Annotated in this window: 23 protein-coding genes; 11 read left to right on the forward strand and 12 right to left on the reverse strand. The window is 67.6% G+C overall.

Going from position 1 to position 25,117, the window contains the following annotated elements:
• Positions 1-245 precede the first annotated feature (245 nt).
• Positions 246-1,046, forward strand: a complete 801-nt coding sequence (locus tag Q0Q48_RS15625) for a hypothetical protein (protein ID WP_295139479.1) — start codon at positions 246-248, stop codon at positions 1,044-1,046.
• A gap of 157 nt (positions 1,047-1,203) precedes the next feature.
• Positions 1,204-3,069: a dihydroxy-acid dehydratase gene (locus Q0Q48_RS15630; RefSeq protein ID WP_295139482.1), complete on the forward strand. Its 1,866-nt coding sequence runs from the start codon at positions 1,204-1,206 to the stop codon at positions 3,067-3,069.
• Between the two features lie 91 nt (positions 3,070-3,160).
• On the opposite strand, the gene Q0Q48_RS15635 is transcribed toward Q0Q48_RS15630, so the two are convergent.
• The 5 genes from Q0Q48_RS15635 to Q0Q48_RS15655 all read right to left on the reverse strand — a co-directional run bounded on the left by Q0Q48_RS15635 (position 3,161) and on the right by Q0Q48_RS15655 (position 9,454).
• Positions 3,161-4,846, reverse strand: a complete 1,686-nt coding sequence (locus Q0Q48_RS15635) for a hydantoinase B/oxoprolinase family protein (RefSeq protein ID WP_295139485.1) — start codon at positions 4,844-4,846, stop codon at positions 3,161-3,163.
• Positions 4,843-6,909 carry a hydantoinase/oxoprolinase family protein gene (locus tag Q0Q48_RS15640; protein ID WP_295139488.1) on the reverse strand — a complete coding sequence of 689 codons (2,067 nt, stop codon included), beginning with the start codon at positions 6,907-6,909 and terminating at the stop codon, positions 4,843-4,845. Before Q0Q48_RS15640 ends, Q0Q48_RS15635 begins: the two co-directional genes overlap by 4 nt.
• Before the next feature lie 2 nt (positions 6,910-6,911).
• Positions 6,912-7,889 carry a tripartite tricarboxylate transporter substrate binding protein gene (locus Q0Q48_RS15645; RefSeq protein WP_295139492.1) on the reverse strand — a complete coding sequence of 326 codons (978 nt, stop codon included), beginning with the start codon at positions 7,887-7,889 and terminating at the stop codon, positions 6,912-6,914.
• Between the two features lie 119 nt (positions 7,890-8,008).
• Entirely contained in the window at positions 8,009-9,157 is a 1,149-nt protein-coding gene (locus Q0Q48_RS15650; protein ID WP_295139495.1) for an aminotransferase class V-fold PLP-dependent enzyme, read from the reverse strand.
• A gap of 108 nt (positions 9,158-9,265) precedes the next feature.
• Positions 9,266-9,454 carry a CsbD family protein gene (locus tag Q0Q48_RS15655; protein WP_295139497.1) on the reverse strand — a complete coding sequence of 63 codons (189 nt, stop codon included), beginning with the start codon at positions 9,452-9,454 and terminating at the stop codon, positions 9,266-9,268.
• Positions 9,455-9,718: 264 nt separating this feature from the next.
• Here Q0Q48_RS15655 and otsB point away from each other — a divergent pair, with 264 nt between their 5' ends.
• The 3 genes from otsB to Q0Q48_RS15670 are packed head-to-tail and all read left to right on the forward strand — an operon-like array spanning position 9,719 to position 13,643.
• Positions 9,719-10,477, forward strand: a complete 759-nt coding sequence (otsB, locus tag Q0Q48_RS15660; protein ID WP_295139499.1) for a trehalose-phosphatase — start codon at positions 9,719-9,721, stop codon at positions 10,475-10,477.
• Positions 10,474-12,273: a glycoside hydrolase family 15 protein gene (locus tag Q0Q48_RS15665; protein ID WP_295139501.1), complete on the forward strand. Its 1,800-nt coding sequence runs from the start codon at positions 10,474-10,476 to the stop codon at positions 12,271-12,273. The genes otsB and Q0Q48_RS15665 overlap by 4 nt, the downstream gene beginning before the upstream one ends.
• On the forward strand, positions 12,258-13,643 hold the full coding sequence (locus Q0Q48_RS15670; protein WP_295139504.1) for a trehalose-6-phosphate synthase: 1,386 nt from the start codon (positions 12,258-12,260) through the stop codon (positions 13,641-13,643). Before Q0Q48_RS15665 ends, Q0Q48_RS15670 begins: the two co-directional genes overlap by 16 nt.
• Here Q0Q48_RS15670 and Q0Q48_RS15675 read toward each other — a convergent pair.
• The 4 genes from Q0Q48_RS15675 to Q0Q48_RS15690 are packed head-to-tail and all read right to left on the reverse strand — an operon-like array spanning position 13,640 to position 16,845.
• Positions 13,640-14,170 (reverse strand): N-acetyltransferase, encoded by a 531-nt coding sequence (locus Q0Q48_RS15675; RefSeq protein ID WP_295139507.1) that lies wholly within the window; start codon positions 14,168-14,170, stop codon positions 13,640-13,642. The two genes, Q0Q48_RS15670 and Q0Q48_RS15675, sit on opposite strands and share 4 nt — an antisense overlap.
• Positions 14,137-14,751, reverse strand: a complete 615-nt coding sequence (locus tag Q0Q48_RS15680; protein ID WP_295139509.1) for a pyridoxamine 5'-phosphate oxidase family protein — start codon at positions 14,749-14,751, stop codon at positions 14,137-14,139. Before Q0Q48_RS15680 ends, Q0Q48_RS15675 begins: the two co-directional genes overlap by 34 nt.
• Positions 14,752-14,755: 4 nt before the next feature.
• Complete coding sequence (locus tag Q0Q48_RS15685) at positions 14,756-16,132, reverse strand: CoA transferase (RefSeq protein ID WP_295139511.1); 1,377 nt, start codon at positions 16,130-16,132, stop codon at positions 14,756-14,758.
• Entirely contained in the window at positions 16,129-16,845 is a 717-nt protein-coding gene (locus Q0Q48_RS15690) for an alpha/beta hydrolase (RefSeq protein ID WP_295139513.1), read from the reverse strand. Before Q0Q48_RS15690 ends, Q0Q48_RS15685 begins: the two co-directional genes overlap by 4 nt.
• Positions 16,846-16,901: 56 nt before the next feature.
• Here Q0Q48_RS15690 and Q0Q48_RS15695 point away from each other — a divergent pair, with 56 nt between their 5' ends.
• The 3 genes from Q0Q48_RS15695 to Q0Q48_RS15705 are packed head-to-tail and all read left to right on the forward strand — an operon-like array spanning position 16,902 to position 20,349.
• The gene (locus Q0Q48_RS15695; protein ID WP_295139516.1) at positions 16,902-17,180 is read left to right on the forward strand and encodes a FeoA family protein; all 279 of its coding nucleotides are present in this window, start codon (positions 16,902-16,904) and stop codon (positions 17,178-17,180) included.
• Entirely contained in the window at positions 17,177-19,057 is a 1,881-nt protein-coding gene (gene feoB / locus Q0Q48_RS15700) for a ferrous iron transport protein B (RefSeq protein WP_295139520.1), read from the forward strand. The genes Q0Q48_RS15695 and feoB overlap by 4 nt, the downstream gene beginning before the upstream one ends.
• 2 nt (positions 19,058-19,059) lie before the next feature.
• A complete protein-coding gene (locus Q0Q48_RS15705) occupies positions 19,060-20,349 on the forward strand; it encodes a PepSY-associated TM helix domain-containing protein (RefSeq protein WP_295139523.1) in 1,290 nt (429 codons plus the stop codon).
• A gap of 15 nt (positions 20,350-20,364) precedes the next feature.
• Here Q0Q48_RS15705 and Q0Q48_RS15710 read toward each other — a convergent pair whose 3' ends face one another.
• The 3 genes from Q0Q48_RS15710 to Q0Q48_RS15720 form a co-directional block, all read right to left on the reverse strand.
• Positions 20,365-20,727 (reverse strand): DMT family protein, encoded by a 363-nt coding sequence (locus Q0Q48_RS15710; RefSeq protein ID WP_295139525.1) that lies wholly within the window; start codon positions 20,725-20,727, stop codon positions 20,365-20,367.
• 8 nt (positions 20,728-20,735) lie between these two features.
• A complete protein-coding gene (locus Q0Q48_RS15715) occupies positions 20,736-21,701 on the reverse strand; it encodes a tripartite tricarboxylate transporter substrate binding protein (protein WP_295139527.1) in 966 nt (321 codons plus the stop codon).
• An 82-nt stretch (positions 21,702-21,783) separates the two neighbouring features.
• Entirely contained in the window at positions 21,784-23,217 is a 1,434-nt protein-coding gene (locus Q0Q48_RS15720) for an amidase (protein WP_295139529.1), read from the reverse strand.
• A 76-nt stretch (positions 23,218-23,293) separates the two neighbouring features.
• Here Q0Q48_RS15720 and Q0Q48_RS15725 point away from each other — a divergent pair, with 76 nt between their 5' ends.
• Genes Q0Q48_RS15725 through Q0Q48_RS15735 form a run of 3 tightly spaced genes read left to right on the forward strand, consistent with a single transcriptional unit; the run spans position 23,294 to position 25,040 of the window.
• Positions 23,294-24,031, forward strand: coding sequence for a TSUP family transporter (locus Q0Q48_RS15725; RefSeq protein ID WP_295139532.1), 738 nt, complete (start codon positions 23,294-23,296; stop codon positions 24,029-24,031).
• Positions 24,028-24,228 (forward strand): hypothetical protein, encoded by a 201-nt coding sequence (locus Q0Q48_RS15730; protein ID WP_295139535.1) that lies wholly within the window; start codon positions 24,028-24,030, stop codon positions 24,226-24,228. Before Q0Q48_RS15725 ends, Q0Q48_RS15730 begins: the two co-directional genes overlap by 4 nt.
• Positions 24,225-25,040 (forward strand): crotonase/enoyl-CoA hydratase family protein, encoded by an 816-nt coding sequence (locus Q0Q48_RS15735; RefSeq protein WP_295139538.1) that lies wholly within the window; start codon positions 24,225-24,227, stop codon positions 25,038-25,040. The genes Q0Q48_RS15730 and Q0Q48_RS15735 overlap by 4 nt, the downstream gene beginning before the upstream one ends.
• The last annotated feature ends 77 nt before the right edge of the window (positions 25,041-25,117 follow it).

Consider the following 25,117-nt stretch of genomic DNA (forward strand, 5'->3'; position numbering starts at 1 on the left):
GCCGGTACTGGTTGAACGACGGATCGAGCACGCGCACGGCCGGATCGGGGTAGCGCTCGCTGGGCTGCCACATCTTGGTTTCCTCGTTTCTTTTCCGGCGCAGAGACTAGCGCCAAGTGGAATGGCGCGCCTCCTTGGAATTGGCGGGGCCGCCGTGTGGGCATGGACGATCGGCCAGCTTCATCGCATGGTTGCAATGTGCGGGCGGGATCTGCAACCTCTCTTCGTCAAGGGGGAGATCCAGGGTGAAGGTGTTCGGCTTGGTCAAACTGTTCGCGTTGCTGGTCATGATCGACCTGGGAACGCTCGTGGCGCCCATGGCGCAGCCTGCGTCGCCGTCGACGAGCGAGGCCGACGACGTCATCACCTACTACTATCGCGATCCTCGGCCGGAGCGGCTGGTCGGCGTGCTCGATGCCTTCGGCAAGAGGCATCGGGAGTGGGTCGCCTATCCGCCCGTCGCCGGATTTCTCGCCGTCGTGTTTGAGACCCAGCCGGGATGGATCGAGAAGCTCGTCCCGGCTCGACCCGATGCCCGCCTGGCCACGACGATTGCCGCGGCCCTTCAACTGGCCGGCCAGCCCGTCTCGAATGATTTGCAGGCTCGCCTGGCTCAGGCCGGGACGGATCCGACACTGGTGGGCCAGTTCGCCGGCCTGCCAGGCCGGTTGACCGACCTCAGGATCGCGATGCCGACCCATCTCGACATCCTGTGGGGCGCGTCCTTCGCCAGCGGCGACGGCCGATATGCCCTCATGGTCGCCGACTTCTTCGCCCGGACGGCCAACCGTTCCGAGCCCGTAGCCCTCGACATCACCCGAATCGTCGCGGGAATGGTGCGCCGGGACTACAGCGACCTGGCCAAGCTCAAGGACAAGTACGAACCCGCGCTCCTGCGCGACATGGTCTATGCCGCGACGGCGGCGTGGGCGCTTACCTCCAACGCGCGTCAGCATGCCTTCATCGACCGTGTCGTGAGCCGCTACGTCTCCCAGCATTCGGGGACACTGGCTGCAAAGGTGCTGACGGCGATGAAGGGGTCGTAGGGCCAGGCCTCGATCCGCCCCGGTTCCGGGGAGCGGCTTTGCGCCCGTCATACCCGCGAATAAATCGTGGGAATGGCCAGCCGTGCCTGTGATATACCGCCGAACCTGCTCGCCCGAACGGCGGGCCAATGTCTGCAAGTCCTATGGGATGGTTGTGATGAAGCCGAAGTTTGTGACCATTGACCGGCACCCGGGTCGCTCGGCCCAGACCATCGGTGTCGCCCGCGCGCTCGGCACCGATCCGGACCTGATTCACGAACCGTCGGTCGGCGTCGTCGGCACCAAGGGCGACAGCCAGTGCTATCTCGGCGTCCTGTCCAAGGTCGAGGCGATCCACGCCCAGCTCAAGGCCCGCATCGGCACGGGGCCGAACCAGCTCAAGATGCGCCTGGTGCAGCCCGAGTACACGATCGCCACCTCGGACGGCATCCGCAACGGCACGCGCGAGATGCGCTACTCGCTGATCGGTCGCGAGGTGACGCAGGACGCTTTGTGCGAACATCTGAGCGCCACCGGCCTCGCCGGCACGATTGCGGTCGTGGCCTGCGACAAGCCGCCGGTCGGCACGCTCTCAGCGTTGCTCGAGCATAACCTGCCGTCGATCATCATGTCGGACGGCGCGATCCATCCCGGCAAGGAGCCGAACACGGGCGAGGCGCTCGACATCGTGAGCGCCTACCAGGTCGCCGGCCATCCCGACGCCGACTACAGGCATCTCATCGCGTGCCATGCCTGCCCCGGCATCGGCAGCTGCGGCGGCATGTTCACCTACAACACCATGCAGACCTTCATCGGCGTGGTCGGCATGCAGCCGCTGCACATGGTGGCGCCGCCGTCCGACGATCCGCGCCGCACCAACGAATTCGCGGCCGAACTGGTCGATCATCTGGCCAACCTGATGAAGAACGACCTGAAGCCGCGCGACATCGTCGTGCGCGATTCGATCCGCAACGCGGTGATCGTGGCGATGGCGGTCGGCGGCTCGACCAACGTCGTGCTGCACGCGCCGGAAATCGCCCGTGCCGCCGGCTACGGCGACTTCTGGAAGGACGTGATGACGCCGGAGGAGTTCAACTACCTCTCGCAGAACATCGTCCCCGTGCTGACCGACGCACGCCCCTACGGCAAGTACTCGATGGTCGACATCGACAAGGTGGGCGGCGTGCAGGTGATCGTGCGCGAGCTGCTGGATGCCGGGCTGCTGAACGGCGACGTGCTGACCTGCACCGGCGAGACGCTCGCCCGGCAGGTAGAGCGGCTAGGCGCCAAGAAGGCCGACGGCAAGGTCGTCTACCCGGTCGAGAAGCCCTACAAGCCGACCGGCGGCCTGCGCATGCTTGGCGGCAACCTGTCGCCGGACTTCTCCGCCATCCTGAAGCTTGCGGGTGTCGAGGGTGGTCTCGAGAACAACCTGTTCCGCGGTCGCGCCCGCGTGTTCGAGGGCGAGCAGGGCCTGCTCAAGGCGCTCGACGAGACGCCGGAGACCTTCCAGAACCACGACATGATCATCGTGCGCTACGAGGGGCCGAGCGGTGCCCCCGGCATGCCGGAGATGCTCGATCCGACCTCGCGCATCACGACGCTCTGCCGCGAGCGCAACATCGTCGTGGCCCTGATGACCGACGCGCGCTTCTCGGGCGGCTCGGTCGGCCTCGTCATCGGCCATGTCGGGCCGGAGGCGGCGATCGGCGGCCCGATCGGGCTGGTCGAAGAGGGCGACGAGATCGTGGCCGACCTCAACATCAACGAGCTGAACTGCACCCAGCTCGCCGATCCGGCCATCTATGCCAAGCGCAAGGCGGCGTGGGACAAGGTCGTCGCCGACAATGGCGGCATCCATCCCAACTGCGGCATCGCCGATACGCGTCTGCTCCATCGCGCCCGCACCAGCGCGGTGCCCGCGACGCGCGGCGGCGGCCTGCATCCCAACCGCGAGGTCTGGGTACGCGCGCCGCGCAAGGCCGAACGGCAGAACTTCAAGCTGCGCAATAAGCACCGCCCGGAGTTCGACAAGAGTTTCTGACGGGACTTCATTGGAGCGCGCCACTCCAGTGGCGCTCTTCCTCTTCATGAGGCGCCACTGGAGTGGCGCGCTCCATGGCGAGTGGCGTGTCCTAATCGCCCTCGACGCCGTAGGCGGCCTTTGCTGCTTCCTTGCTGACGAGGCCCAGCTGCACGTCGCGTTTGACGGCTTCCGGATCGCGCGCGGCGGGATCGCCATAGCCGCCGCCGCCGGGCATCTCCACCACCAGCCGCTCGCCGGCCGGGATGGTCTGGAAGCCCTTGGCCTTCAGCTCCTGGCCCGAGGCGAGCGACAGGCGGCCGTTGGCGCCGGGCTTGCCGCCGTCGCGGCCGCGCGCCGGATACTTGACCCGCTCGAAGGTCGCGAAGATGCCGAAGGGCGCGCCTTCGCGATGCTCGACCTCCATCACCTGACCGAGGCCGCCGCGCTGTGCGCCGGCTCCGCCCGAGTCCTGGCGATACTCCTTCTTCCAGACGACGACGGGCGCGATGGTCTCGGTGATCTCGACCGGCACGTTGCGCACGCCGGAGGGGAAGGGCGTCGCGGAGAGTCCGTCGAGCGTCGGGCGTGCGCCCGCGCCGCCGGAGTGGAAGGTCGTCACCATGAAGGGGCGGCTGTTGCCAATCGTCCCGGTCATGCCGTGTCCGGCGCCGAGCTTCAGGTTCCAGAGGTTGGACGTGCCTTCCGCGGGAACCTGTCCCGGAATGACCTGATGCAGCGCGTCGAAGCAGACGTCGGGCAGCATGTGGCCGATCGTGCTGCGTGCATTCACCGCCGCCGGGTAGAGCGCGTTGACGATGGTGTTTTCGGGTGCCGTGACCAGGATCGAGTCGAGCGTGCCGGCATTGTTCGGAATGGTCGGCGCCACCACACACTTGATGCCGAAGGCGGTGTAAGCCTCAGTGTAGCACATCGGCGAATTGATACCGTAGATAGACGAGCCCGAGGTGCCGGCATAATCGACCGAGATATGATCGGCATGGATCGTGACGGCGGCATGCAGGTCGATCGGCGCGTCATAGCCGTCGATCCGCATATGGCCCTTCCAGGTGCCGCGCGGCAGCTTGGATATGGCCGCGATCATGCCGGCGCGGCTCTTCTCGATGATGTGCGTGCCGAGCTCGTCGAGAGTGTCGATCCCGTGCTCCGCCATCATGTCGGAAAGACGCCTTTCGCCGATCCCGTTACAGCCGATCAGGGCGTGGATGTCGCCCTCGACCTGCACCGGCTCGCGCACGTTGGCGCGCACGATGCGCATCACGCTCTCGTCGATCACGCCCTCGCGCATCAGCGGCAGCAGCGGGAGGAAGAGTCCTTCATGGAAGACCTGGCGTCCGTCGGGCGACTGGCCGAGACCGCCGATGTCGACCACATGCGTGGTGCAGGAGAACAGCGCCACCAGCTTGCCGTTGTGGAAGGCGGGCGAGGTGACGACGATGTCGTAGAGATGGCCGGTGCCTTTCCACGGATCGTTGGTCAGGTAGGCGTCGCCCGGCTTCATCGTCTCGACGGGAAACTCTCGGATGAAGTGGATGACGCTGCGCGCCATCGAATTCACGTGACCCGGCGTGCCGGTGACCGCCTGCGCCAGCATTCGGCCCTCGAGGTCGAACACGCCGGCCGAGATGTCGCCGGCCTCGCGCGCGCTGGTCGAGAAGGCGGTGCGTACCAGCGCCCGGGCCTGCTCCTCGACGACGGAGAGCAGGCGGTTCCACATGACCTGCAGGCGGATATCACCCAGCGGTGATTTGGCTTGTGCTTGGGTGGTCGTGCTCATGCGCGGTCCTCCAGGACGATCTGACCCACCGCGTTGACATGGGCGATGAACCCGTTCGGGACGACGGTGGTGGTGCCATCCTCGACGATGAGTGCCGGACCGTCGAGCGCCATGCCCGGCTCCAGCAGCTTGCGCTCATGAAGGGCCGCGCGCTCCAGGAGACCGGTCGCGGGATCCAGCACCTCGCGGTGGCCCGACGCTGCCGGTGCCGCGACCCGGGCGACGGATGAGGCCGGCGGCGGCAGCGGCCGGTCGGTGCCGATCGACAGGGTCCAGGTCAGGGCCTCGACCTCGAGCTTGGGAATGGCGCGGCCGAACACCTGCTCGTAGGTCGCCTCGAAGCGGCGGCGCAGGTCGCTCGCGGCGTCAGCGCTGAACGGCTGGTTGGGCAGCGGCACGGCGATCTCATGGCCCTGGCCGCGATAGCGCATGAAGGCCTGGCGCGATTCCACCAGCGTCTCGCCTGGCGCCGCCGGCCGCACCACGGCCTCGGCCTCCGCCCGCATCGTCGCGAACAGCTCGTTCAACGTCTTCGCGTCGAACATGTCGAGCCGGACATGGCGCGTCCTCACCACCTCGTAGGCAATCGAGGCGCGCAGGAAGCCGAAGGCCGAACCGACGCCGGCGCCCATCGGCACGATGACCCGCTTCATGCCGAGCTTGCGGGCGAGCCGTGCGGCATGCAGCGGCGCGGCGCCGCCGAAGGCGATCAGCGTGCGATCGGCGGTGTCCTTGCCGTTCTCGACGGCATGCACGCGGGCAGCGCTCGCCATGGTCTCGTCGACGATCTCCGCCACGCCGGCCGCCGCGCCCTGGGCATCGGTGCCGAGCGGGCCGGCCAGCGACTGCAGGGCGGCCTCGGCCTTGTCGCGGTGAAGCGGAATGGCGCCGCCCGCGAAGCGCGTGGGATCGAGGCGCCCCAGCGCCGTATCGGCGTCGGTCACGGTGGGCTCGGTGCCGCCGCGCCCGTAACAGGCTGGCCCCGGGACGCTGCCGGCGGAATCGGGGCCGACCTGGATGCGGCCCAGCGCATCGAGACGCGCGATCGAGCCGCCGCCGGCGCCGATCTCGACCAGTTCGATGACGGGAATGCGGACCGGCAGTCCGGAGCCCTGCACGAAGCGATAGGCGCGCGCGACCTCGAACTGGCGCGAACGCTGCAGATCGAGATCGTCGAGGAGGGTGAGCTTGGCGGTGGTGCCGCCCATGTCGAAGGCGACGGCCTTGCGCGCATCGTTTTCGGCCGCTACCGCGCGCGCCAGGATGGCCCCGCCCGCCGGCCCGGACTCGACCAGGCGCACGGGGTAGCGGCGTGCCGTGTCGACCGTGGTGATGCCGCCCGACGACATCATCAGCAACAGCGGCGCCACGATGCCTTCCGCCCTGAGATCGGTCTCGAGCTGGCCGAGATATCCCTCCATGCGCGGCAGGACATAGGCGTTGGCGATGGTCGTCGAGGTGCGCTCGTATTCGCGGATCTCGGGGCAGACCTCGCAGGAGAGCGAGACGGCGATGCCGGGCAGTTCCTCGGCCAGGATCGCTCCGGCACGTCGCTCATGGGCCTCGTTGGTAAAGCTGTGCAGGAAGCAGACGGCGACCGCCTCGATCCTCTCTGCTTTCAGTCGTGCCGCGACGCGGCGCACAGCGGCCTCGTCGAGCGCCAGCAACACCGCGCCGTCGGAGGCCACGCGCTCCGGGATCCCGAAGCGCAGGTCGCGCGACACCAGCGGCTGCGGCCGCTCCATGTAGATGTCGTATTGCTCGAAGCGGTGCTCCCACGCCATCTCGACGGAATCTCGGAATCCTTCCGTCGTGATCAGTGCGGTGCGCGCGCCCTTGCGCTCGATCAGCGCGTTGGTGGCCAGCGTCGTGCCGTGAACCACGAGCGACACGTCCTGCGGCCGGCATTTCGCTTCGGCCAGGATGGAACGCACGCCCTCCAGCACGGCGCGTTCGGGCGCATCGGGCGTGGTCAGGACCTTGATGGCATGGGATTTCGTGCCGGTTTCGAGCACGACGTCGGTGAACGTGCCGCCGATGTCGACGGCCAGACGGGAGGACATTCTTACTCGTCGATCTTGATGTTGCCCTTGCGTACCACGTCGCCCCAGGTAACTGAATCGCGCTTCAGGAAGGCCACGTATTCCGTCGGCGGCAGGAGAGCCGGGGTAAGGCCGCTCTCGTCGTATTTCTTCTTCACTTCCGGTTCGGCCAGCACCTTGGCGATGGCGGCGTATAGGCGGTCGACGATCGGCTTCGGCACGCCGGCCGGGGCGGCGAGGCCGTACCAGTTCTCCGCCTCGTAGCCCTTCACCGCTTCGGCGAGCGCCGGCGAGTCGGGCAGGACGGGCCAGCGCTCCGGCGACGTCACGGCCATGGCGCGCGCCTTTCCGCTGCGGATCAGGCCGAGCGTTGCGGGATCGCCGAAATAGGCGTCGACGATGCCGGCCGCCAGATCGTTCAGGGCCGGGCCGGTGCCGCGATAGGGAACGTGGATCATCTTCAGGCCGGACATCTGGGTGAAGAGCTCGCCGGCGAGATGCTGGCTGGTGCCGATGCCGCCCGAAGCCCAGCGCAACTCCTGCTTCCTCGCCAGCTCCATGAACTCCGGCAGGGTCTTCGCCGGCAGGTCGTTGCGCACCGCCAGGATGAAGGGCATTCGCACCAGTCGCGTGATCTGCGTCAGCGCCATCGGATCGTAAGGCATCTTGCTGCGCAGATGCGGGCCGGCGGTCAGCGTGCCGGCGCCGGTGAGCGACAGCGTGTAGCCGTCGGGCGCGGCATGCGACATCGCCTCGACGCCGATGATTCCTCCAGCGCCCCCCTTGTTCTCGATGATGATCGTCTGGCCGAGCTCCTTGGATAGCGGCTCCATCATGAGTCGCGCCGTGAGGTCGACACCGCCGCCCGGCGGGAAGGGTACGATCATCTTGATCGGCCGCTCGGGATACTTGCCCTGCGCCGAGGCGGCGCGGGAGATGAACGGCGAGGCGAGTGCCGTGACGAGAAGCTGCCCGAGGATGTGTCGACGAGTGTTACGCAAGTGCCGGTCCCTCTGTTACGCGCGCCGGCAAGATTTCGTCGGGCCAGCACCGCTCATCCGAATGCAATCACGATGCCATGGACGATCCGTGCTGCGCGAATACGCAGCGCGAGGCGATCCTACAGCGCGACCTTCCTGAACACCTCGACGAAGCGATCGACGTCCTGCTCGTCGTTGTAGACGTGCGGGCTGATGCGTAGCCGGCCGAGGCGCGGCGCCGCGTAGACACTTTCCGCGGCCAGCTTCTGCGGCAGGTCGTCGTCCATGCCCTTGGGGAACTGGAGGCAGAGGAGGTGCGGCGCGCGCAGCTTGCGGTCGATCACGCGAACGCCGGAGTTCGCGAGCCCGTCGGCCAGCCGATCCGTGAGCATGGTGAGCCGCGCAACGATGGGATCGTTGCCCCAACCTGCCATCATCTCCATGCCGACGGCGGCCATTTCGAGGGTGATGAAATGGTCGCGTTCGCCCATGTCGTAGCGGCGGGCGCCGTCGGCATAGGAGAGGTCGCGGAAATAGACCTTCTGCTCCGCGGCCACGCCCTTGCGCGCCGGCGCGGTCTGCTCCAGCGGCACACCGTTCTGACGACGCTTGGCGACATACAGGAAGGCGCGGCCATAGGGACCCAGGACCCACTTGTAGGTTGGGAAGATCAGGAAGTCGGGATCGAGCGTCTTGACGTCGATGCGGCGGACGCCGGCATCGTGCGTCGCATCGACCAGGAACGCCGCGCCCGACTGGCGTGCCGCTTCGGCAACGCGCGGCAGGTCGATGGCGCCGCCATCCGACCAATGCACGGACGAGATCGAGACCAGCGACAAGGGGGCCGCGCCCGCACGCGTCATCGCTTCCAGAACCGCCGAGGTCCAGTCACCGTCGGCGGGCTGTCTCACCTGCTCGACCGCAAAGCCGCCCTCTTCGGCGCGGCTCATCCACTCGAGCACCGGCGAGGTGTGGTCGTCCTGAAGCACAAGCACACGGCTGCCGCGCGGCAGGCTCATCACCTTGCCGGCGGTCGAGACGCCGTAGCCCACCGACGGAATCAAGGCGATATCGGCGGGATCGGCGCCGATCAACGCCGCCGCCGCGCGACGCGCGCGTTCGTACTGCTTCGACATGAAATCGGCTTCGAGCTTCCAGGGCTGCCCTTTGCGCGCCACACCGATGCGGCCCGCTTCCTGAACGGCAAGCGGTAGCGGACTCCACGCGGCGGCATTGAGGAAGCAGACGTCGCGCGGGATGTCGAAGAGTTCACGTTGGGAAGGAAGCATGGGACCGCCATCTGGGAGATCCGGTACCCTAGGCCAAACGCGGAGCAAGAAAAAGGACGCCCGTCTTTCGGCGGGCGTCCTGCTCCGTGCAGATCAGGGATCGCGGGGTTAGCCGTCGATCGCCTTCTTCAGCGCGTCCTTGGTCTTGCCGACGGCCTGCTGCGCTTCGCCCTTGCGCTCCTGGATAGCGCCCTCGACCCGCATCTTGTCGCTGTCGACCATCTTGCCGATGCCCTGCTTGGCATTGCCGATGGCCTCGTTGGTGACGCCCTTGATCTTGTCCGTGGTGCTGCTCATGACGGTCTCCTCTGTTGAGCGTTGAATGGCTTGGCGGCCTGTCAACGCCCTTCCCCTGAGGACGTTCCTCGGTTCGCGGCATTGCATCTCTTGCCTTGCTGTCGCCACAACACTGCGTCTTTTTGAGGAACCAATGTGGTCTTTCAGCGTTGGAAAGGCACGCGCCAGGCGCGGCCGCTTCACTCGGGACGGCCCCCGAATCGCGGCGTGTTGTGGTCAAAGGCCCCTTCGCGCCCCAGGCAACCAAGGCGCAAAGGGGACGAGATGGCAGCAACGGAATTCGACTACGGCTCGGCACTCTTCCTCGATCTGGACGGGACCTTGCTGGAAATCGCCGCCACGCCGGAACTCGTGGTGGTTCCACCGGCGCTGCCGGAACTTCTTGCACACCTTCATGCAATCCTCGGGGGCGCGCTCGCGATCGTCAGCGGGCGGTCGCTCAAGACGATAGACCAGCTCCTCAAGCCGTTTACCTCCGCCGCCGCCGGCGAGCATGGCGTCACCCTGCGGTTCAGCGACGGCACGGTCGAGGAGATGCCCGCCGGTCTTGCGGTGACGCAGGCTTGGCGGGACTCGCTGGTTGCGGCGACCGAGAGATGGCCAGGTGTGCTCATCGAACCCAAGCCGCATGGTTGTGCCATTCACTATCGCCTGGCGCCGGAACGCCATGACGATGTGTGGCGGGTCGTTCGGGCCCTCGTGCCCGACGATCACCCGTGGTTTCGCCTGATCCCGGCGCGCGAGGCCGTGGAGATCGGCCCGCGGTCCACCTCGAAGGGGCACGCGGTGGAACGCTTCATGAAGGACAATGCCTTCAAGGGCCGGCGTCCCATTTTCGTCGGCGACGATTTCACCGACGAAGCAGGCATGAGCGCCGCTCGTCGGCATGGTGGCGAGGGGCTGCGCGTCCAGGACGTATTCGATGGCGATCCGGCGCAGGTACGCGCCTGGCTCTCGCGCAATGCCGAGCGGCTTGCGGGGCGGCCGGCAACGCGGCAGGCGGCGACGGGAGCTTCGGCATGAGCACGCTCGATCTCGGCGTCGTCGGAAACTGTTCGATCGCGAGCCTGATCGACCGCAACGGTCGCCACGTCTGGCACGGCCTGGGCCGGCTCGATGGCGATCCGGTTTTCAATGCCCTGCTGGGCGGCAACGATCCGCAGTCGGGTTTCATGGACGTCGTCGTCGACGGCATGAAGGACAGCCGCCAGCGCTATGTTCCTAATACGGCGATTCTCGAAACGACGATCGACGGCGCGGGCGGCACAGCGCGCATCTGGGATTTTGCGCCGCGCTTCCGCCGTTTCGGGCGCATGTTCCGGCCTCCCATGCTGATGCGCCGGCTCGAGCCCGTGGCTGGCCGGCCACGCATTACCCTGCGCCTGCGTCCCACCTTCAATTACGGTGCGCGCCAGTCGCAGGTCACGATGGGTAGCAATCACATACGTTACTACGGCGATGACGCCGTGCTGCGGCTCACCACCGACGCCTCGCTGAACTACGTGCTCCACGAGACCGAATTCTCGCTCGACCGGCCGCTCACCCTCATCGTCGGGGCCGACGAGAGCATCACCGACAATGTCGATCAGCTGTCGCGCTCCTTCCTCAGCGAGACGGAGGTCTATTGGCAGGGGTGGGTGCGCGACCTCAACATCCCGTTCGACTGGCAGGTTGCCGTCATTCGTGCCGCCATCACCCTCAAGCTCTGCAGCTACGAGGACACCGGCGCGGTACTGGCCGCCCTTACGACGTCGGTGCCGGAGGCCGCGGGCACGGTGCGCAACTGGGATTACCGGTTCACCTGGCTGCGCGACGCCTTCTTCACGGTGACGGCGCTCAATCGCCTGTCGGCGACCCGCACGATGGAAAGCTATGTGCGCTTCATCATCGATGTGGTCGAGGCCGGCAGCACGCACGGCGAGGTTCACAATGTGGCGCCGTTGTTCCCGATCGCGCCGGGCACCGACACGCTGGAACGCCTGATCGATACGCTGCCCGGCTATCGCGGCTACGGGCCGGTGCGTATCGGCAACGCGGCCGTCGGCCAACGGCAGAACGACGTCTATGGCTCGATGGTGCTGACGGCGGCCCAGATGTTCTGGGACGAGCGCCTGCCACGCCAGGGCGATGTCGAACTCTATCGCCAGCTCTGCGTCGTGGGCGACGAAGCCCATCGCGCCGCGCTCACGCCCGATGCCGGCCTCTGGGAATATCGCGAGCGCGAGGAGATTCACACTTTCTCGGCCGCCATGTGCTGGGCCGCCCAGCACCGGCTGGGCCTGATCGCGCGACGGGTCGGCCTCGATGGCGAATCGCGCGAATGGCTGGCCAAGGCGGGCGTGCTGCGCCAGGAGATCCTCCAGCGGGGCACCACATCCGAAGGATGGTTGTCGGGCGTGCTCGATCGCGAAATGGCCGACGCTTCCAGCCTGGTGTTTCCCGAAATTGGCCTGCTGCGCTCCGACGACCCGCGCTTCCACGCCACCCTCGACATGGTTTCGAAGAAGCTGATGAAGAACGGCTTCCTCATGCGCTACGTCGAGGCCGACGATTTCGGCGCGCCGTCCAACGCCTTCCTGCTCTGCACCTTCTGGTACATCGACGCGCTGGCCAGCGTCGGCCGCCGCGAGGAGGCGCTCGAGCTCTTCAACAACGTGCTGGCCCGGCGCAATCATGTCGGGCTGCTCTCCGAGGACCTCGATCCGCGCACCGGGGAACTGTGGGGCAACTTCCCGCAGACCTACAGCCAGGTCGGCCTCATCCTGTCGGCCATGCGGCTCTCGCGGAGCTGGGAGGAGGGGCTGTGGCACGCCTCGTGATCGTCTCCAACAGGGTCCCGGTGCCGAAGGCGCGGGGCGCCTCGGCCGGCGGCCTGGCGGTGGCGCTGCGCGACCTGATGACGCCCGGGGCGATGTGGTTCGGCTGGAGCGGACGGCTATCGTCAGAGCCCTCTGCGCAACCCGCCATCGTCGAGGCGCGCGGCGTAACCTACGCGACGGTCGATCTCACGCCCGAGGCCTATCGTGGCTTTTACGTCGGATTTGCAAACGGCGCCTTGTGGCCGCTACTGCACTTCCGGCTGGGGTTGATGCATTTCCGCCGCGAGGACTACGAGGGCTACCTCTCGGTCAACCGCTCCTTCGCCTCGGCGCTCGCGCCACTGCTGCAGGGCGACGACACGGTATGGGCGCACGACTATCATCTGATCCCGTTCGCCCGCCTGTTGCGTAATCGGGGTTTCCAGGGGCGGCTCGGATTTTTCCTGCACGTGCCCTTCGTCCCACCCTCGATGCTCGAGGCCATGCCGGTGGCGCGCGAGCTGGTCGCCGATCTCTGCGCTTACGACGTCGTCGGCTTCCAGACCGAGGAACATGCCCGCGACTTTCGCGACTGTGCGCAACGCCTGCTGGGGGCCACGGTCGAGGGCGAGTGGATTCGCCTTGCCGGGCGGCGGGTGCGCGCCTTCGCCGATCCGATCGGCATCGATGCCCAGAGCTTCGCCCAGGACGCCGTGCGGGCCGAGAGCGACAAGGCGGTGCAGCGGGTTGCCGAGAGCCTGTCGAACCGCGCGCTCGCCATCGGCGTCGACCGGCTGGACTACTCGAAGGGCCTGCCGCACCGCTTCGAAGCCTTCGGCCGGCTGATCGAGAAGCATCCCGAGCACAAGCGGCGCATTCACTTCCTGCAGATCTGCCCACGCTCGCGCGAGGAGGTCGACGAGTATCGCAAGCTGCGCACCGAGCTCGACCGGCTGGCTGGCCGCATCAACGGCCGCTTCTCGGAGTTCGACTGGACGCCGCTCAGGTATTCCACCCGGGCTGCGCCGCGCGCGACCCTGGCGGGACTTTACCGCCTCGGCCGGATCGGCGTCGTGACGCCACTGCGCGACGGCATGAACCTGGTCGCCAAGGAATTCGTGGCGGCCCAATCGGACGAGGATCCCGGCGTGCTGGTTCTGTCGCAGTTCGCCGGGGCTGCGCAGGACCTCACCGAGGCGCTGATCGTGAACCCGTTCGATCCCGATGCCATCGCCGATGCGATGCATGTGGCGCTCACCATGCCCTTGTCGGAGCGGCGGGAACGTCACAGCGTTCTGAAGGAGAAGGTCCTGCGCACGACGGCGGAAGCCTACTGCCGGCGCTTCATCGAGGCCCTCGAAGCGCCGTCGGACGCGCGCGCGGCGGCCTAGGAAACCAGGCCGAATGCTGTCGGATAGACGATCAGCCCGTCGTCTCCGTCGAGCGCGCCCGGCACCAGTTCCAGGGCCATGAACGAGTCGCCTTCGAACGGTGCGTCGAGGCCGCTGGCCAGCTCGGCCGAGAAGCCGAAGCGCGGATAGAATCCCGGATGGCCGAGTACCACGACGGCCTGCCACTCGCGGCGGCGCGCCAGGTCGAGCCCGGTCTCGACGAGGGCGCTGCCGATGCCCGCGTTCTGGTGGTCAGGATGGACGCACATCGGCGCGAGCGACAGGGTCGGCACGGCGTCGTCGTCGACCATCGTCGTCAGCGCGCTGAACAGGATGTGTCCCACGATGGCGCCGTCCTCGACCGCCACCAGCTCGACCGCATCGATGAAGGCCTCGCGTAGCTCCTCGATCAGCTTGCCCTCGAACGGGCTACCGAACGCCAGGTCGTTCAGGCGGCGGATCGCCTCGTCGTCCGCCGGTTCGCGCTCGCGGATCACCACATCGTGGCCGCTGCCCGGCCCGGCCATTCGCGATCGTAGGTTTCGCCGCCAACTCTCTCGTTGCTCAACGCCGCCAGGATCTGGCCGGCGCTAGGCAACGACTTGGGATCGATGTGCCGCTTGGGGTTCCACAGCTCCGAGCGGACCAGCGCGCGAGCGCATTGAAAATAGACGGCATCGACCTCGATCACGGCCACCGAGCGCGGCGCCTTCTCCTCGACGGCGAAGGACTCCAGCAGATCCGGGGCGACGCTGAGATGGGCGCGGCCGTTCACGCGCAGCGTGTTACCGACGCCGGGGATCATGAACAGCAGCGCCATCCGCGGGTCGCGCACGATGTTGCGCAGCGAATCGATGCGGTTGTTGCCGCGGCGGTCGGGCAGCATGAGCGTCTTCTCGTCATGTACCCGAACGAAGCCCGGCCGGTCGCCGCGCGGCGAGCAGTCGAGACCCTCGGGGCCGGACGTCGCCAGCGCCGCATAGGGCGACGCCTCGATGTAGGCGCGGTAGTGCGGCGTGATCCAGTTCACTTCCTTGACCGTCGACGCTTCGACCGGCCGACCGTAGATCGCCTCGAGCTCGGCTTCCGTTCTCAGGATGTCGGACATGCTGCTAGGCCCACTGCGCGGGAGAGGTGCCGAGAGGTTCGGCGGGACGGGCGTAATAGGCCGGTGTTTCGCCAAGCTGTACCACCGGCTTCAGGTGGCGCAGCCGGCCGAGCGGGCCGACGCTTTCGGTGAGGAGCGGCAGCAGCGTGCTCTCGGGCAGTTCGGCGGCGCCCTTGCCGGCGTCGACGAGGCCAAGGCCCGCGAGCCAGTGTGCGACCTGGACCAGCGAGACGCGGACCTGCCAGGAGCCGCCCTGCTCGACCCGGCGGGCCAGCGCCACCAGCGCGCCCAGCGCGCCGAGATAGCCCGCGATGTAGTCGAGGGCCTGGACCGGCAGGTTGCGCGGCTTGTCCAGCGAGCCTTGCGTCGCGGCAAGGCCGGTCACGTTCTGCACGATCGAGTCGAAGCCGCGGCGCGACGACCACGGGCCTTCATGGCCGTAGGCGCAGAGGCTGACGCAGACGATGCCGGGCCGCAGCGCCGCCACCTGCTCGGGCGAGAAGCCGCGCGCCGCGAGCGTGCCGGGGCGATAGCCCTGGGTGAAGATGTCGGCCTGCTTCAGGAGCGCCTTCATCGTTTCGACGCCGGAAGGGTCGCGCAGATCGATCCAGGCACAGCGCTTGCCATGGCCGGTGTCCATCAGCAGTTCGGCCTGGTAGGGCAGGTGAGGCGCCGCGACGTGCAGCACGTCGGCGCCGTTCTCCGCCAGCACGCGGCCACTCGTCGGACCGGCGAGCACACGGGTGAGATCGAAGGCGCGCACGCCCGACAGCGGGCGCTCGCCCTTGGGCAGGGGCTCTGCCGGCGCGTCGCCGATCTTCACGATGTCGATCAGCGGCAGCTTCGCCACCGCGACGCCGTGCGGGTGGGCGTTCCATTCGTCGCGGCTGCGTGTCAGGCCGCCGACGCAACCGCCGTCGGCGATCGCCTGCTCGATCGCGAGCCCGTCCCACTTGGCGACGGCGGCGGCCAGCGCCTCGCGCGTGTCGCCCTCGGCGCCGGCAATACGCAGCGCGCCCGCGCGATGGTGCGGATGGTTGGTATGGATGAACATGTGCCGACCGTCGCGCGTCGGATAGTGGCCGGACAGGGGATCCCACGACACCGGCCGTTCGCCGTTGCGCAGGACGTAGGTGTTGGAACGCAGCGATGCAGTGGCAGCCGCGACGTCGACCGAGACCGGCTGGGGCCTGCCGGTCTTCAGCCGCCACAGGTCGGAGACGGCGAGACCGACGGCGCCCAGAGCCGCGGCGCCGGCGGTGCCGACGCGCCACGGGGTCTGGAACACCGGATCGTCGCCCCCCGCGATCGTGAGCCGGTCGTCGGCGCGCGGGCTGCGTCCGAGCTGGCCCAGGATCGAATAGGCCAGGTCGGTGTTCACTTGCTGCCCGCCATGATCTTCGTCAGCAGGGCCATGAACTCGTTCGGGCAGGTGATGTGCGGGTTGTGGCTGGTGTCGAGTTCGTGGCAGGTCCAGCCGGCTTCGCTGCGCGCCCGGTCGGCGAACTGGCGGAACGGGTCGCCGGGGCCGTTGCGGGTCGCATAGATGAAATCGCGGGGCGGCAGGGGCTCCTTGGACTCGAGCTTGATCCTTTGCTCGAAGGTCTTGATCGGCTGCGGCCGGCGGCGCGGGCCGGCCCAGGCGACGTCCTCAGGAGAGGTGTCGGGCGGCATCGGATTGACGGGCATCTTCCAGCCGTCGCCCTCTCTCTCCGCGCCCTTGCGCATGTTGCCCTCGGCCTTCGGCCCGACCAGGTCGAACAGGCTCTGTCCGTCCCTGGGCGCGAAGGCGTCGACGTACACGATGCGTGCAAGACGGTGGGGGATCCTGTCGGCAACGCCGGTAGCGACCATGCCGCCATAGGAATGGCCCAGCAGGACGACGTCGTTCAGGTCCTCGAACTCGATCTCGGAGACGATGTCCTGGATGTGGGTGGAGAGATCCACGGCGGGAGTGGCGAGGTGGGCGCGGGCACCGAGGCCGGTATAGGTCGGGGCATAGAACTGGTGGCCGGCCGCCTGCAGCAGCGGACGCATCTTCTTCCACGCCCAGGCCGCCGACCAGGCGCCGTGCGCCAGAACGATATTTGCCATTTCTCTACCTCCCGCTGGCACGCCAACTTTATCAATGCTACTACGACTTACTCTCAATGAGCAGCGAACCAACCATAGCACTTGGCGCCGCCCCCGTGGGGTTTCGTGGGCGCATACAGGCCATCGCCGCGGGGCGTGTCGCCGCAGGTATGCCCGCGCCCGAACTGGAGCGCCGTCTGATCGAGCTGGGCTTCGTCGAGGGCGCCGACGTCGAAGTGCTGCACCAGGGCCTGTTCGGCCGCGATCCCATCGCCGTGCGCGTCGCCCACACCACCATCGGCCTGCGGCGTCGCGAGGCGATGGCCGTTCTCGTGAGTGTCGGAGCCGAGCCGTGAGCGTCACCGCATCCACTGCCGCTCCGGTCGTCGCCCTGGTCGGCAACCCCAATTGCGGCAAGACGGCGCTGTTCAACGCGCTGACCGGCAGCCGCCAGAAGGTTGCCAACTATCCCGGTGTCACCGTCGAGAAGAAGGTCGGTCCGCTGACGACGCCCGCCGGCCGCACGGTGCGCATCGTCGACCTGCCCGGCACCTATTCGCTGCGCGCGCGCTCGCCCGACGAGGAGGTGACACGCGACGTCGTGCTGGGCCGGACCCAGACCGACGTGACTCCGGACCTGATCGTCTGTGTGGCCGACGCCTCCAACCTTCGGCTGGCGCTGCGCCTCGTGCTCGAGCTGAAGCAGGTCGGCCGGCCGGTCATGCTGTCGCTCAACATGATGGACATCGCGCGCAAGCGCGGCATCGAGATCGACACCGAGAAGCTCGGCCGGGAACTGGGACTGCCAGTCGTGAGTTCGGTCGCGGTGCGCCGCGGCGGCACCGACTCACTGCTGGCCGAGATCGATCGGCGGCTGGCGGCCGCACAAGGCGCGACCGGAACCGTCTGGACCACACCCGATGCCTCGGCCCTGCGGCGCGCACAGAAGGAGGCGGATCGCATCCTGGCCTCGGTGGTGAAGGGACAAGGCAAGCGCGACAGCCTGACGGCGCGTCTCGACGCGGTGTTGCTGCATCCGGTGGCGGGCCTGGTCGTGCTGCTGGCCATCCTGTTCGTGATGTTCCAGGCGGTCTTCGCCTGGGCCGAGCCCGGCATGGATGCGATCGAGGCCGGTTTCCACTTGCTCGGTGACCTCGTCGCCGGGCTACCGCTGCCCGACCTGCTGAAGAGCTTCCTGAAGGACGGGCTGATCGGTGGCGTCGGCAGCGTGATCGTGTTCCTGCCCCAGATCGTGATCCTGTTCTTCTTCATCCTCGTGCTCGAGGACCTGGGATACATGGCGCGCGCGGCCTTCCTGATGGACCGCATCATGGGCGGCGCCGGACTGCACGGGCGCGCCTTCATTCCGCTCCTGTCGTCCTTTGCCTGCGCCATCCCCGGCATCATGTCGACGCGCGTGATCGACGACCGGCGCGACCGTCTCACCACCATCCTGGTGGCGCCGCTGATGACCTGCTCGGCGCGCATCCCGGTCTATACGCTGATCATCGGGGCGTTCATTCCCGACCGCGAGGTCTGGGGCTTCGTCGGCCTGCAGGGGCTGGTGATGTTCGGCCTCTACACGGTCGGCATCGCCAGCGCGCTCGCGGTATCGTTCGTAGTCAAGCGCTTGATCTGGCGCGGCCAGCCCGGCGAGCCGTTCATGCTCGAGCTGCCGGACTACAAGATTCCGCAGGCCAGGAGCGTCGCCATCGGCCTGTGGACGCGCGCCACGATCTTCCTGAAGCGTGCAGGCACCACGATCCTGTCGATGATGATCCTGATCTGGGTACTGGCCTCCTTCCCGCAGCCGCCCGAGGGCGCCACCGAGCCCGCCATCAACTACAGCCTGGCCGCCCGGATCGGCACGGCGATCCAGCCGCTGACCGAGCCGCTGGGCTTCAACTGGCAGATCAACGTCGCGCTGATCCCGGGCATGGCGGCGCGCGAGGTCGCGGTCGGGTCGCTCGGCACCATCTACGCGATCAGCGGCGGCGAGGAGGCCACCGACAAGATCGCCTCCGCGCTCAGCTCGCAATGGAGCCTGGCCACGGCGCTGGCCTTCCTCGCCTGGTACGTGTTCGCGCCGCAATGCGCCTCGACCCTGGCGGTCATCCGCCGCGAGACCGGCGGCTGGCGATGGTTGTGGGTGACGTTCTTCTACATGCTGGCGTTGGCGTACGTGGCGGCCTTCCTCACCTATCGCATCGCCGTCGCGTTCGGCGGAGGGTGACGATGGCGCAGGGACCGAAGCCGCAGCGGCGCACGTTCCGCTACTGGCTGCAGCAGATCCATCTCTGGATTGGCCTGATCCTGCTGCTGCCCCTGGTGATGATGGGCATCACCGGCGCGGTACTGGTCTATGCGCACGACATCGAGCACCTGCTGGGCCAGGGCGAGCCCGAGGTCAGGACGGTGGGCGAGTGGCAGTCGGCGGGGCGGTTGATCGAAGCCGCCAAAGCGGCCAACAGCGAACCGGGCCGTATCCCCATCGCGGTGCGCTGGCCGACCGAAGTGGGAGAACCTGCCGCGGTGCGACTGTCGCGTCCGGGGATGGCCGGCGAGCGGCCGCAGTTCCGCGGCGGCCAGCAGGGTGGCACCGGCAACGCGCAGCCCGGACAGCCGGCGCAGGGCCGTGTGCCGACACAGAGTCCGTTTGCCGGCAGCCTGCAGATCCTGGTCGATCCGGTATCCCTGCAGGTCCTCGAGACCCAGCAGGCGATGACGGGCTGGGTGCGCTTTTTCCACGACCTGCACGGCCACATCTTCATCCCCGGCGGCCTCGGCCGCGAGATCGTGGGCTGGCTCGGTGTGGCAATGCTCCTGCTGGGTTGTTCCGGCCTGTATCTCTGGTGGCCCAAGCCCGGCCAGTGGAAGCAGGCCTTCATGGTCCGCCGCAAGGCCAAGGGCCTGCGCCTGAACCGCGAGCTGCACGGGGCTGTCGGTATCTGGTCGCTGGTGATCTTCATGCTGGTGAACTTCACCGGCGTCTATCTCGCCTTCCCACAGCAGATCTCGGCCGCGGTCAATCTCGTGTCGCCGGGGCGCGACATGCGCGCAGCCATGTTCCAGGCGCGGGTCGAGCCGATGCGCGGTACGCCGGCCATGGGTGTCGACGAGGCGGTCGAACTCGCCAGGTCGCGCGTTCCGGGCACGCGATTCCTGAACGCCTTCCTGCCGACCCGGCCCGATCAGGCGTTGCGCGTCGGCCTGGTGCGACCCGACCATCGGGAGGGCGCGCCCATCGTCACGGTGATCGTCGATCCCTATCGCAGGACCGTTGTCGACGTTTTCGATCCGCAGTCCATGTCGGCCGGCGAGACGATGATCGCCTGGCAGCGGGCGCTGCATTACGGCATTGGGCTGGGCGGCACCTACAAGTTCCTGGTCTTCGTGTCGGGCGTCATCATCCCGATCTTCGCCGTCACCGGCTTCCTGATGTGGTGGATCAAGCGCCGCAATCGCCGGGCCGGCGAAAAGGCCCGGCAGGCCATACTGCGGGCCGCCGGCCAGGCGGCCGAATAGGCGAGCGGCCCTCCTTCACCAGGAGGGTAGCGGTCCCCTGAAGATGAAGAAGGCGCCGCCGCAGATCATCGCGAAGCCGACGAGGTGGTTCGAGGTGATGCGTTCGCCGAGATAGAGGACGGAGAAGGCGGCGAACACGGTGAGGGTGATCACCTCCTGCATCGTCTTGAGCTCGGCCGCCGAGTAGACCTCATGGCCGTACCGGTTGGCCGGAACCGCGAAGCAGTATTCGACGAAGGCGATGCCCCAGCTTGCCACCACCACCAGCCACAGCGGCTTGTCGGTGAACTTGAGGTGCCCGTACCAGGCGAACGTCATGAAGACGTTGGACACCAGCAACAAGACGATGGGCGTGATGGTGGCGGGCAAGAAGGACATCGAGCTGGTTACTCCGGTTTGATCTGAAGCTTCTTGATGAGCGGCACGACCATCTTGTCCTCGGCGTCGAACATCGCCGCGGTTTCCTGCGGGGTGGTCGGATAGGCCTCGGCCGTGAGGTCGGCGAAACGCTGGACGACGGCGGGATCCTTGAGGACCTTGACCATCGCCTCGTTGATCTTGGCGACCACATCGGGCGGCATCTTCGCCGGCCCGAACAGGCCGGTGAAGGTCGCGAAGGTGAAATTCTCGAGCCCCTTCACGCCGCTTTCCTTGAAGGTCGGCACGTCGGGAAGCTGCGGCACGCGCTTGTCGGACGACACGGCGATGGCGCGCAGCTTGCCCGACTTGATGTTGCCGATGGCGGCGTTGAGCTGGTCGACCTGGGCCGGCACCTGGCCCGCCATCACGTCGATCATGGCGGCACCCGATCCCTTGTAGTGGACCAGTGTGTATTTGGTGCCGGTGGCCTCGCCGATCAGTTCGATGGCGAGGTGATTGGTGGTGCCAACGCCGGAATCGGCGACCGCAAACTTGCCGTCCTTCCCCAGGGCGATGAAGTCGGCCAGGGTCTTGATCGGCGAGCTGGGCGGCACGACGAGCACGGCCGGCACGCGCTGGATGTGAGTGATGGGGGTGAAGGCCGTGCGCCAGTCATAGGGCGCGTTGCCGTAGATGGCGGGCACGGCAACCAGCGAATTGGCGGAGACCAGCAGGCTGGTCCCGTCCGGCGCCGAGCGGGCGACGATGTCGCTGCCGATCATGCCGCTGGCACCGGCCTTGTTCTCGACGATGACGGTGGTCCCCGTCACCTCGCGCAGCTTGTCGGCGATGATGCGCGCGGTGACGTCGATGTTCCCGCCCGGCGCATAGGGCGCCATGATCTTGATGGGCTTGTCGAAAGTCTGCGCCAGGGCCGTTCCCGACCCCAGCACGAGCCCGGCAAGGGCTCCTGCGATGGCAACCAGACGCATTGGATTCCTCCTGTTCATGTTTGGGAGGAGCCTAGGAGAACGTCCGGGGCCGCGCAAAGCTCCCAGCCCGCGCTGCGGAGGCTCAGAGCGCCGGCGGCCGGTGCTGCGCCCAGGGCCTTGCGCCTTCGAGCAGGGCGCCCATCCGCAGCACGTCGGTCTCCGCGCCCCACTTGCCCACGACCTGGACGGAGGTCGGCAGCCCGTCGGCGCCGAATCCCGACGGGTAGGCGCAGGCGGGATGGCCGGTGAGGTTGAACGGGTACTGGTAGGAGGTCCAGCCCTGGCGGGTGATGCCGCACTTCACGCCGTCGATCACGACCTCGTCGTTGGCCGCATCGTGCGTTACGTCGAGGGCGGTGCGCGCATTGGTCGGCATCACCAGGAAGTCGTAGCGCTCGAACAGCGACTGGATCTTGCGGAACAGCGCGGTACGCGCGAACTGCGCGTTGCGGAAGTCGGCCAGGGTGAACTTGGCGCCGCGCTCCATGAAGGCGAGCGTCACCGGATCCATCTGGTTCTGCCATTTTGGCAGGTACTGCGCGCAGAAGACGGCGAAATTCGCCTGGTAGAGCACGCGGCCTTCGTATTCGATCCAGTCGATCTTGTCGGTGACCTCCTCGACCTCGGCGCCCATCGCTTCCCAGGCGGCGAGCGCGGCAAGCGTGTTGGTGCGCACGTCGGCGGCCACGCGGGGATTGGCGGTGCGCTCGATGTAGCCGATGCGCACGGCGGCGAGGTCGTTGCCGGAGAGCTTCGGCGACAGCGGCTTCTGGGCACTCCCGGACAGGGTCCACGGATCCTTGTCGCTGGGGCCCGCCAGCACGGAATGCATGATCGCCGCGTCGGTGACGGAGCGCGCCAGCGGCCCGGCATAGACGTTGTTGCCGTAGGCATCGCGCGTGGTGTCGTAGGGCACGGCGCCCAGGGTGGGCTTGAGGCCGACCAGGCCCGAGCAGGAAGCGGGACCGCGCACCGAGCCCGCGCCGTCGGTGCCAAGCGACAGCGGGCTGAGACCGGCCGCCACCGCCGCCGCGCCGCCGCCGCTCGAGCCGCCCGGCGTGCGCTCGAGATTCCACGGATTGCGGGTGACGCCGAATGGCCCGTCGGTCAGGCCCTTCACGCCGAACTCAGGCGTCGTTGCCTTGGCGAAGATGACGGCGCCGGCCTTGCGCAGGCGCTGCACCAGCAGATCGTCTGCAGCCGCCGGGCCGTTGCCCTCGAAGATCGCCGAACCGTGCCGCGTCGGCACGCCTTCGACGTCGACCAGGTCCTTCACGCTGATCGGAACGCCGTGCAGGGGGCCCAGCGTTTCACCGCGTGTGACGGCCTCCTCGGCCTTCTTCGCCTCGCGCCTTGCCTGGTCGACCATGACCTCGCGGAAGCAATTGATCCTGGGGTTGGCGCGCTCGGCGGCCTTCAGCACCGTGTCGAGATATTCGATGGGCGAAAGCTTCCGGGCGCGGATGAGCGCGGCCGCCTGAACGGCCGGAGTGAAGAGAAGATCGGTGTCGGTCATGGCGGGCACACTAGCTCATCCTCGACACGGTCTGCACGCTGCGCTACGCCCGCGGCCGATGTTTTCGCTTCCCGTAATGGCGGCGCTCGCGGTCGTGGCCGTCGTGACCTCGTTCGTCTCCGGCATCTTCGGCATGGCGGGCGGGATGCTGTTGATCGGCTTCCTGCTGCTGTTGTTGCCGGTGCCGGTCGCCATGGTGTTCCACGGGGTCATCCAGATCGCGGCCAATGGCTGGCGGGCCTGGCTGTGGCGCCGTCACGTGAACTGGAACGTCGTGCTGCAGTTCGGCGCCGGGGCCGGTTCCTCGCTGGTCGTCTTCTCCTTCTTCGACTTCGTGCCCGACAAGGCGCTGGTGCTGATGGCCGTCGGGCTCACGCCGTTCATCGCCCTCGCGGTGCCGCAGCGCATCGCGCCCAACATCGAGCGTGGCGGGCAGGCCTTCCTGGCGGGCGCGATCGGCGGCGCCATCCAGCTGGTCTCGGGCGTCACCGGGCCGCTGCTCGACATTTTCTATGTCCGCACCGGCATGACGCGGCAGGTCAACGTGGCGACCAAGGCGGCGGCGCAGGTGCTGGGGCACCTGACCAAGGTGCTCTATTTCGCGATGGTGATCGAGGGCCCGGCCGGCCGCGACCTCGAACAGTGGCTCGTCATGGGCTATGCCGCGGTCTTCGCCGTCATTGGGACGACGCTGTCGCGCAGCTTCCTCGACCGTATGTCCGACAAGCAATTTTATCACTGGACGCGCCGCGTGATCCTGGCGCTCGGCACGGTGTACATAGGGCAGGGACTCTGGCTGATGGTGACGCGATGAGCGATGTGAAGGATCAGGTCCGGGCCTTGCTCGACCGGTTGCCCGACGACTGCACCTTTGCCGACGTTCAACGCGGCATTGCCGTGATGATGTGGCCCAAGCGCGAGGATGGCAGCCTGGAGCCGCCCAAGCGCGTGGATCCGGAGGAAGTGAAGCGCCGCCTGCGCGAATGGATGAAATCGGAGGGAGAGAAATGAAGGACCGCGTCTCGATCGACTTCAAGGACGGCGTCGCCGACGTGCGCCTGATCCGCGCCGACAAGATGAACGCGCTCGACCCGGCGATGTTCGAGGGCATCATCGAGGCGGGCGCGAAGCTCGCCACCATGCCGGGTCTGCGCTGCGTCGTCCTGTCGGGCGAGGGCAAGGCCTTCTGCGCCGGCCTCGACATGGGCAGCTTCGCCGCGATGAAGGCGGCCGAAGACCAGGGGGGCGACGCGGTGCCGGGCGTTCGCGACCTCACCAAGCGTACCCACGGCATCGCCAACCGGCCGCAGCAATGCGCCTGGCTGTGGCGCGAACTGCCGGTGCCGGTGATCGCCGCCGTCCATGGCGTGGCCTTCGGCGGCGGCTTCCAGATCGCGCTGGGACCGGACATCCGCTACGCCACCGCCGACGCGCGCTTCTCGGTGATGGAGATCAAGTGGGGCCTCGTGCCCGATCTCGCCGGCACGCAGCTCATGCGCCATCTGGCGCGCGAGGACATCGTGCGCGAACTCACCTACACCGGCCGCATCTTCAACGGCGTCGAGGCGCGCGAGATGGGCTTCGTGACGCGGGTGGTCGACGACCCGCGCGCCGCCGCGCTGGAGACCGCGCGCGAGATCGCCTCCAAGAGTCCCGACGCGATCCGCGCCAACAAGCGGCTGCTCAACGCCGCCGTCGCGACCGACGCCGCTTCGGGCCTGATGATGGAATCGGTCGAGCAGCAGAAGCTGATCGGCTCGCCCAACCAGCTCGAAGCCATCATGTCCAACCTGCAGAAGCGCGCCGCGAACTACAGGGATTGAGTGGACGTTCGACCACACACCCCCTCATCCTGAGGAGGTGCGCGTAGCGCACCGTCTCGAAGGATCGGCAATAGGCA

The sequence above is a fragment of the uncultured Reyranella sp. genome, from assembly GCF_945957355.1.
Classification (GTDB): Bacteria; Pseudomonadota; Alphaproteobacteria; order Reyranellales; family Reyranellaceae; genus Reyranella.